The sequence below is a fragment of the Sphaerotilus sp. genome, from assembly GCF_041083715.1.
Classification (GTDB): Bacteria; Pseudomonadota; Gammaproteobacteria; order Burkholderiales; family Burkholderiaceae_C; genus Sphaerotilus.
The window spans coordinates 1-7,995 of the sequence record NZ_JBFPGY010000253.1 but is presented as its reverse complement, the minus strand read 5'-3'; the positions used below and the strand labels follow the sequence as shown (position 1 = coordinate 7,995).

The 7,995-nt window shown below is 68.1% G+C and carries 7 protein-coding genes; all 7 read right to left on the bottom strand.

Features of this window, described 5'->3' with window-relative positions:
- On the bottom strand, nucleotides 1-388 hold a 388-nt coding region (locus AB3X43_RS11210), incomplete at its 3' end, for an ATP-binding cassette domain-containing protein (RefSeq protein WP_369429928.1).
- The gene (locus AB3X43_RS11205; RefSeq protein ID WP_369429927.1) at nucleotides 388-930 is read right to left on the bottom strand and encodes a DUF2796 domain-containing protein; all 543 of its coding nucleotides are present in this window, start codon (nucleotides 928-930) and stop codon (nucleotides 388-390) included. The genes AB3X43_RS11210 and AB3X43_RS11205, both read right to left, overlap by 1 nt.
- Nucleotides 931-932: 2 nt before the next feature.
- Nucleotides 933-1,826, bottom strand: a complete 894-nt coding sequence (locus tag AB3X43_RS11200; RefSeq protein ID WP_369429926.1) for a metal ABC transporter substrate-binding protein — start codon at nucleotides 1,824-1,826, stop codon at nucleotides 933-935.
- Entirely contained in the window at nucleotides 1,823-2,713 is an 891-nt protein-coding gene (locus tag AB3X43_RS11195; RefSeq protein ID WP_369429925.1) for a metal ABC transporter permease, read from the bottom strand. Before AB3X43_RS11195 ends, AB3X43_RS11200 begins: the two co-directional genes overlap by 4 nt.
- Nucleotides 2,710-3,408 (bottom strand): metal ABC transporter ATP-binding protein, encoded by a 699-nt coding sequence (locus tag AB3X43_RS11190; protein ID WP_369429924.1) that lies wholly within the window; start codon nucleotides 3,406-3,408, stop codon nucleotides 2,710-2,712. The genes AB3X43_RS11195 and AB3X43_RS11190 overlap by 4 nt, the downstream gene beginning before the upstream one ends.
- A gap of 94 nt (nucleotides 3,409-3,502) precedes the next feature.
- Nucleotides 3,503-3,940 carry a Fur family transcriptional regulator gene (locus AB3X43_RS11185; protein WP_369429923.1) on the bottom strand — a complete coding sequence of 146 codons (438 nt, stop codon included), beginning with the start codon at nucleotides 3,938-3,940 and terminating at the stop codon, nucleotides 3,503-3,505.
- A gap of 134 nt (nucleotides 3,941-4,074) precedes the next feature.
- Nucleotides 4,075-7,995: DNA-directed RNA polymerase subunit beta' (gene rpoC, locus AB3X43_RS11180; protein WP_369429922.1), on the bottom strand; the 3,921-nt coding region annotated here is incomplete at its 5' end.

The following is a 7,995-nucleotide window of genomic DNA, read 5'->3' as shown; positions in this document are numbered from 1 at the left end:
CGCCGGGCGAGCCCGCGGCCTCCCGCGACCGGACCGCCCGCAGCGCGGAAAACCGGCTCGGCAGCAGCACGTTGTCGCGCACGGACAGGTAGGGCAGCAGGTTGAACTGCTGGAAGATGTAGCCGACGTGGTCGGCGCGCTGGCGGTCGCGGCGGCTGGCGGACAGGGTGCGCCAGTCCTGGCCGAGCAGGCGGGCGGATCCATGGTCGGCCACCAGCACGCCGGCCAGCAGCGACAGCAGCGTGCTCTTGCCGCAGCCGCTCGGGCCGCGCAGGAACAGCGCCTCGCCCGGCGCCACGTCGAAGGCGGCGATGTCGAGCTGGTCGTGCGTGCGGCCTGGCCAGCGGTAGCGCAGGTCGCGCAGACTCAGCAGCGGCGCCGAGGTCATCACCGGCCCCAGGTCAGCACCCGCGCGGGGCGCTGCAGCGTCTGCCTGAACTGGCCCTGGGCGGTGACGATCTGCGCCTGCAGGCGCTGGATGCGCGGGAAGCGGTCGAGCAGACCGCCCAGGTCGATGCGACGCAGCTGCCCAGGGTTGGCACAGGTGAACTCGGCGGTCATGTCCAGATCGGCGTGTTCACCGACCTTGGCACCAGGCTGGAGTGCCTCGGAGTCGGCGCTGGCGGACTTGAAGACACAGCCTGCGGCGGAGTCCGGCGTGAACAGCGGCCCGCTGGCGCGCAAGGCCGCCAGCGCGTCCTGTGCGGTCTTTTTCTCGGCGGCGGTGCGCGGAGCGTGTTCGAAGCCGAAGACGCTGTCGAGCGGTGCTTCCATGGACAGGGTCAGCGTCGGGCCATCCAGCGCGATGTCCAGCTGGAGGGCGCCGTGGACATGGGCGTGGACCGGTGCGTCGGCGGCCAGCACCGGTGCAGCACCTAGCGCGAACGCGAGGGCGGACGCGATGCTGACGCACCTGGGATCGAGCTTCATCATCATGGACTCCTGCGCAGCCCGGCGAGCAAGGTCTGCACGTTGTGGCGGAACAGCTTGAGGTAGGTGTCGGCGGCGGTGCCCGGGGGGGACAGCGCATCCGAATACAGCGTGCCGCCGACGACGGCGCCAGTCTCCTGCGCGATGCGCTGCACCAGCCGCGGATCGGAGATGTTCTCGACGAACAGCGCCGCCGCACGCTGCAGGCGGATCTGGCGGATCAGCCGCGCCACGTCGGCAGCGGAGGGCTCGCTGTCGGTGTTCCAGCGCTGGGCGGCGAGGAACTCGATGCCATAGGCCGCAGCGAAGTAGCCGAACGCGTCGTGCGAGGTGACCACGCGGCGCCGGTCGGCCGGCAGGGCGGCGAAATCGGCGCGGGTCTGGCGGTCGAGCGTGTCGAGCTGGGCGGTGTAGTCGGCGGCACGGCGGCGCAGCGCATCGGCCTGCGCGGGGCGGGCCTGCACCAGCGCGTCGCGGATGCGGGTGACGTAGTGGCGAACGCTGGCGAGATCCTGCCAGGCGTGGGGATCGGCATCGGCGCCCAGGCGGCGCGGCGCGAGGCCATCGCTGCAGACCAGCACCGGCCCCTGGAAGCCGGCGCTCTGCACCAGCCGCGTCAGCCAGCCTTCGTAGTGCAGGCCGTTGACGACGACCAGATCGGCCTGCGCCACCCGTTTCACATCGGCCGGTGCGGGCTGGAAGACGTGGGCATCGGCATCGCGGCCGACCAGCGCGTGGACGTCCACCTCCGGGCCACCGACGTTGGCGACCAGGTCGGCCAGGATCGAGAAGCTGGCGACCACGCGCAGCGGACGCGCGGCGGTCTGCGCGCCCGCGGCCGGCGACAGCCCTGCCGCGGCGGCGCGCAGGAGCCACTGTCGGCGCGTGACGCTCATGGCCATGCCGCCTGCAGCGGAAAGCCCCGGCGGAGCAGCCCCTCGTGCCGACCAAACAGCAGCGACACCGCGTAGAACCCGCCAGCCACCAGCACGATCGCCGGGCCGGATGGCAGGTCGGCATGGAAGGACAGCAGCAGCCCGATCCAGCCCGAGACCATCGCCATCAGCGCCGCCAGCAGCGCCAAGGGCCCGAGGTCACGCACCCAGAAGCGCGCGGCGATGGCGGGCACCATCATCAGCCCGACGGCCATCAGCGTGCCCATCGCCTGGAACCCGCCGACCAGGTTGGCAACCGTCAGCACCAGCAGCACGTTGTGGCTCAGCGCACCCGGCCCGTCCACTGAGCGCAGGAAGGTCGCGTCGAAGCTCTCGACCACCAGCGGCCGGTACAGCAGCGCCAATGCCAGCAGCGTCACACTGGCGATGGCGGCGACCAGCACCAGCGCCGCGTTGTCCACCGCGAGCACGCTGCCGAAGAGCACGTGGATCAGATCGACGCTGCTGCCGTGCGTGGAGATCAGCAGCACACCCAGCGCCAGCGCGATCAGGTAGAAGGCGGCGAAGCTGGCGTCCTCGCGCTGGCCGGTGCGGCGGGTCACCGCCCCCGCACCGAGGGCCACCAGCAGCGCCGCGACGAAGCCGCCCATGCTCATCGCCGTCAGCGACAGGCCGGCCATCAGGTAGCCGATCGCAGCGCCCGGCAGCAGCGCGTGCGCCATCGCATCGCCCACCAGGCTCATGCGCCGCAGCACCAGCAGACAGCCCAGCGGCGCGGCCCCCATCGACAGCGCCACCACGGCCACCAGCGCCCGGCGCATGAAACCGAATTCGATGAAGGGCTGGAACAGCAGCGCAGACCAGTCGCCCGAATCCAGCAGCGTCATGCGCGCACCTCGTCGGCGATCTGGCGCGCCGCGCGCAACGGTTCAGCCGACAGCGCACTCGGCGTCGCCCCCCAGGCGAGCACGCGCCGCGACAGCAGCACCGTCTGGTCAAAATGGGCCCGCACCTGCTCCATGTCGTGCAGCACCGCAACGATGCTGCGCCCCTGCGCGTGCCAGCGGTGCATCAGCGCCAGCAGGTCGGCGGTCGTGCCTTCGTCGATGGCGTTGAAGGGCTCGTCCAGCAGGATCAGATCGGCGTTCTGCAGCATCAATCGCGCGAACAGCACACGCTGGAACTGGCCGGTCGACAGATCGGAAATCGCCCGGCGCTCGCAGCCGGCGAGTCCGACCGCCACCAGCGCTTCGGTCACCTCGCGGCGCAAGCCGCCGCCCAGCGCTTTCCACAGCCCGATGCGCGACCACGCGCCCAGCGCCACCACATCGCCGACGCGGATCGGGAAGCTGCGGTCGATGCGTGCGCTCTGGGGCAAGTAGGCCACGGTCACGCCCGCGGCGCGCTGGATGCGGCCCTGCTGCGGCGTCAGCTGTCCGGACAGCGTGTCGAGCAGGGTGCTCTTGCCAGCCCCGTTCGGCCCGACGATCGCGGTCATCGCACCGCGGCAGATCTCGCCGCTGACGTCTTCCAGCGCCCAGCGCTCGCCGCGCTGCACGCCGACACCATGGAGGGTCAGCACGGCATCGCTCATGCCGACAGCCCCCAGCCCACCGCCAGCCACAGCAGCGCCACCAGCCCGAGCGCTCCGCCACAGCGCACCACGGCACTCGCCATCAGCATGCCGCGCTCCTGGCGGCCTGGGCGCTGCCGCAGTCGGCGCACAGGCCGTGCAGTGTCAGGTCATGGCGCTGCACCTGGAAGCCCGGTGGTGCCAGCTCGTCCATCGTGCCGGGGCAGGCGTGGATGGGGAACACGCGGTCGCACTGCGTGCAGTGGAAATGGTGGTGGTGGTGCTCCTCGTCGCCGTGGGCATCCTGCTGGTGCGCACAGGCAGCCTCGAAGCGCGCGGACTGCCCTGGCAGTTCGACCCGCGTCACCACGCCCAGCTCCTGCAACGCGTTGAGCTGGCGGTAGACGGTCGAGAGGTTCAGCGTGGCGACCTGCTGCTGGGCCAGCGCACACAGCTCGGCAGGCGTCAGCGCACGGGCGCTGCCCTGCAGGGCTTGCAGGAGGGCGTCTCGCTGGCGAGTCTGGCGTTCACGGTGTTCCATGGCCACATGCTAATGCAAAAGCATTTGCAACAGTGCGCAGACGTAAAAAACCCCGAGGTGGACAGGCCAGCTCGGGGTGTGCGGAGTGGTCACCCCGCGCCGGCAGTGCCGGTGCGGGGGCCGCCCTGCGGGCGTCAGCCCTGGGGGTCGAGGCCGGAAGCAGCGTCGGCGTCGACCGCCGCCAGTGCTTCCTGCGCTTCCTGCATCGCGATGGCGCGGCGCTCGGTGTCGTCCATGGCTTCCTTGGCCTTGCGGGCCTGGTGGAAGGCCAGACCCGTGCCGGCCGGGATCAGGCGACCCACGATGACGTTTTCCTTCAGGCCACGCAGCTCGTCGCGCTTGCCCATGATGGCCGCTTCGGTCAGCACGCGGGTGGTTTCCTGGAAGGACGCCGCGGAGATGAACGAGTCGGTCGACAGCGAGGCCTTGGTGATGCCCAGCAGCACGTCGGTGTAGGTCGCGGGCAGCTTGCCCTCGGCGCGCAGGCGCTCGTTCGTGTTGAACAGCTCCGAACGCTCGACCTGTTCGCCGACGATGTACGTGGAGTCACCCGAGTTGGCGATCTGCACACGACGCAGCATCTGGCGAACGATCACCTCGATGTGCTTGTCGTTGATCTTCACGCCCTGCAGCCGATAGACGTCCTGCACTTCGTCGACGATGTAGCGCGCCAGTTCCTCGACGCCCAGCAGACGCAGGATGTCCTGCGGATCGGCCGGACCGTCGACGATCGACTCGCCCTTGTTGACCACCTGGCCTTCGTGCACCAGGATGTTCTTTTCCTTCGGCACGAGCTCCTCGGCGACGCGGCCTTCCGGATCGGTGATCTGCAGGCGCACCTTGCCCTTGGTCTCCTTGCCGAACGACACCGTGCCGGTCATCTCGGCCAGCGTGCCCTTGTCCTTGGGCGTGCGGGCTTCGAACAGCTCGGCCACCCGCGGCAGACCGCCGGTGATGTCGCGCGTCTTCTGGCCTTCGACCGGGATACGGGCCAGCACCTCGCCGGGCATCACGTCCTGGCCGTCGCGGACCTGGATCAGACAGCCGATGGGGAAGCCGATCGTCACCGAGTGGTCGGTGCCGGGGATCTTCACTTCCTGGCCGGCGAAGTCCAGCAGCTTGACCTGCGGACGCACGACCTTGACCGAACCGCGGCGCTTCGGGTCGATGACCACCAGCGTCGACAGGCCCGTCACTTCGTCCACCTGCTTGGCCACGGTCACGCCTTCCTCGACGTTCTCGAAGCGCATCTTGCCGGCGAACTCGGTGATGATCGGACGGGTCAGCGGATCCCAGTTGCCCAGGATCGTGCCGGCCTTGATCTGCTGGTCGGCCTTGATGTTCAAGGTCGCACCGTACGGCACCTTGTGGCGCTCGCGCTCGCGGCCGTGCGGGTCGGAGATGATGATTTCGCCGGAACGCGAGATCACCACCAGCTCGCCCTTGGCGTTGGTCACGTAGCGCATCGTGCTGTTGAAGCCGATGCGGCCTTCGGACTTGGCTTCGACGCTCGACGCGATCGCCGCACGCGAGGCCGCACCACCGATGTGGAAGGTCCGCATGGTCAGCTGCGTGCCCGGCTCGCCGATGGACTGCGCGGCGATGACACCGATCGCTTCGCCCTGGTTCACCAGACCGCCACGGCCCAGATCGCGGCCGTAGCACTTGGCGCAGATGCCGAAACGCGTGTCGCAGGTCAGCGCGGTGCGGACCTTGACCTCGTCGGCGCCGACGGATTCGAGCAGGTCGAGGGTGTCCTCGTCCAGCATCTTGCCGCGGGTGACCAGCACTTCCTGGGTCTCGGGGTGCAGCACATCGACCGCGGTGACGCGGCCGAGGATGCGGTCGCGCAGCGATTCGATGACCTCGCCGCCTTCGACCAGGGCGCGCATCGCCATGCCGTTGTCGGTGCCGCAGTCGTCCTCGATGACCACCAGATCCTGCGTCACGTCGACCAGACGGCGCGTCAGGTAACCGGAGTTCGCGGTCTTCAGCGCCGTGTCCGCCAGGCCCTTGCGGGCGCCGTGGGTGGAGATGAAGTACTGCAGAACGTTCAGGCCTTCGCGGAAATTCGCGGTGATGGGCGTCTCGATGATCGAGCCGTCCGGCTTGGCCATCAGGCCGCGCATGCCGGCGAGCTGTCGGATCTGGGCGGCGGAACCCCGCGCGCCGGAGTCGGCCATCATGTAGATGGAGTTGAACGACTCCTGATCGACTTCCTTGCCGTGGCGGTCGATGGTCTTCTGCTTGGAGAGCTGGGCCATCATGACCTTGCCCACCTCGTCACCCGTCTTGCCCCAGATGTCGACGACCTTGTTGTAGCGCTCGCCGACGGTCACCAGGCCCGAGACGTACTGCTGCTCGATTTCCTTGACTTCCTTTTCGGCACGCTCCAGCAGCTTGACCTTCTCCTTCGGCACCAGCATGTCGTCGATGGCGATGGAGATGCCTGCGCGCGTGGCCAGCCGGAAACCGCTCTGCAGCAGCTTGTCGGCGAACACGACCGTGGCCTTCAGGCCGCACTTGCGGAACGAGGTGTTGATCAGGCGCGAGATTTCCTTCTTCTTGAGCGCCTTGTTCAGGTTGGTGAACGGCAGGCCCTTCGGGAGGATCTCGGACAGCAGGCCGCGACCGACGGTGGTTTCCACCAGCTTGGTCTCGGGCACCCAGGCGTCGTCTGCTGACGCGCGGCTGTACTCGGTCAGGCGCACGCTGATCTTGGCGGTGATCTCGACCACACCGTTGTCCAGCGCACGCTGGAGTTCGATGGTGTCGGAGAAGATCATGCCTTCGCCCTTGGCGTTGATGCGGTCACGGGTCGCGTAGTACAGACCCAGCACCACGTCCTGCGACGGCACGATCGACGGCTCGCCCGAGGCCGGGAACAGCACGTTGTTGGAGGCCAGCATCAGCGTGCGGGCTTCCATCTGCGCTTCGATCGACAGCGGGATGTGGACGGCCATCTGGTCACCGTCGAAGTCGGCGTTGAACGCCGAGCAGACGAGCGGATGCAGCTGGATCGCCTTGCCTTCGATCAGCACCGGCTCGAACGCCTGGATGCCCAGGCGGTGCAGCGTCGGCGCGCGGTTCAGCATGATCGGGTGTTCCTTGATGACTTCTTCAAGGATGTCCCACACCACCGGCGTGCCCGATTCCACTTCCTTCTTGGCCTGCTTGATCGTGGACGCGATGCCCATGGCCTCCAGGCGCGAGAAGATGAAGGGCTTGAACAGCTCCAGCGCCATCAGCTTCGGCAGACCGCACTGGTGCAGCTTGAGCGTCGGACCCACCACGATGACCGAACGGCCCGAGTAGTCAACGCGCTTGCCCAGCAGATTCTGGCGGAAGCGACCCGACTTGCCCTTGATCATGTCGGCCAGCGACTTGAGCGCGCGCTTGTTCGCGCCCGTCATCGCCTTGCCGCGGCGGCCGTTGTCCAGCAGCGAGTCGACGGCTTCCTGCAGCATGCGCTTTTCGTTGCGCACGATGATTTCAGGGGCCTTCAGCTCCAGCAGACGCGCCAGGCGGTTGTTGCGGTTGATGACGCGGCGGTACAGGTCGTTCAGGTCGGAGGTCGCGAAGCGGCCACCGTCCAGCGGCACCAGCGGACGCAGGTCCGGCGGCAGCACCGGCAGCACCTGCATGATCATCCAGTGCGGCTTGATGCCCGACTTCTTGAAGGCTTCCATCACCTTGAGGCGCTTGGAATTCTTCTTGACCTTCAGCTCGGAACCGGTCATGTCGCCGCGCAGACGCTCGATCTCGACGTCGAGATCCATCTCTTCGAGCAGCTGCTTGATGCCTTCGGCGCCCATCAGCGCAGTGAACTCGTCACCGAATTCGCGCTTCTTGGTGTCGTAGTCGTCCTCGGACATGATGCTGAACTTCTTCAGCGGGGTCATGCCCGAATCCACCACCACATAGGCTTCGAAGTACAGCACGCGTTCGATGTCGCGCAGCGTCATGTCGAGCACCATGCCCAGACGCGACGGCAGCGACTTCAGGAACCAGATGTGCGCGCAAGGCGCCGCCAGGTCGATGTGACCCATGCGGTC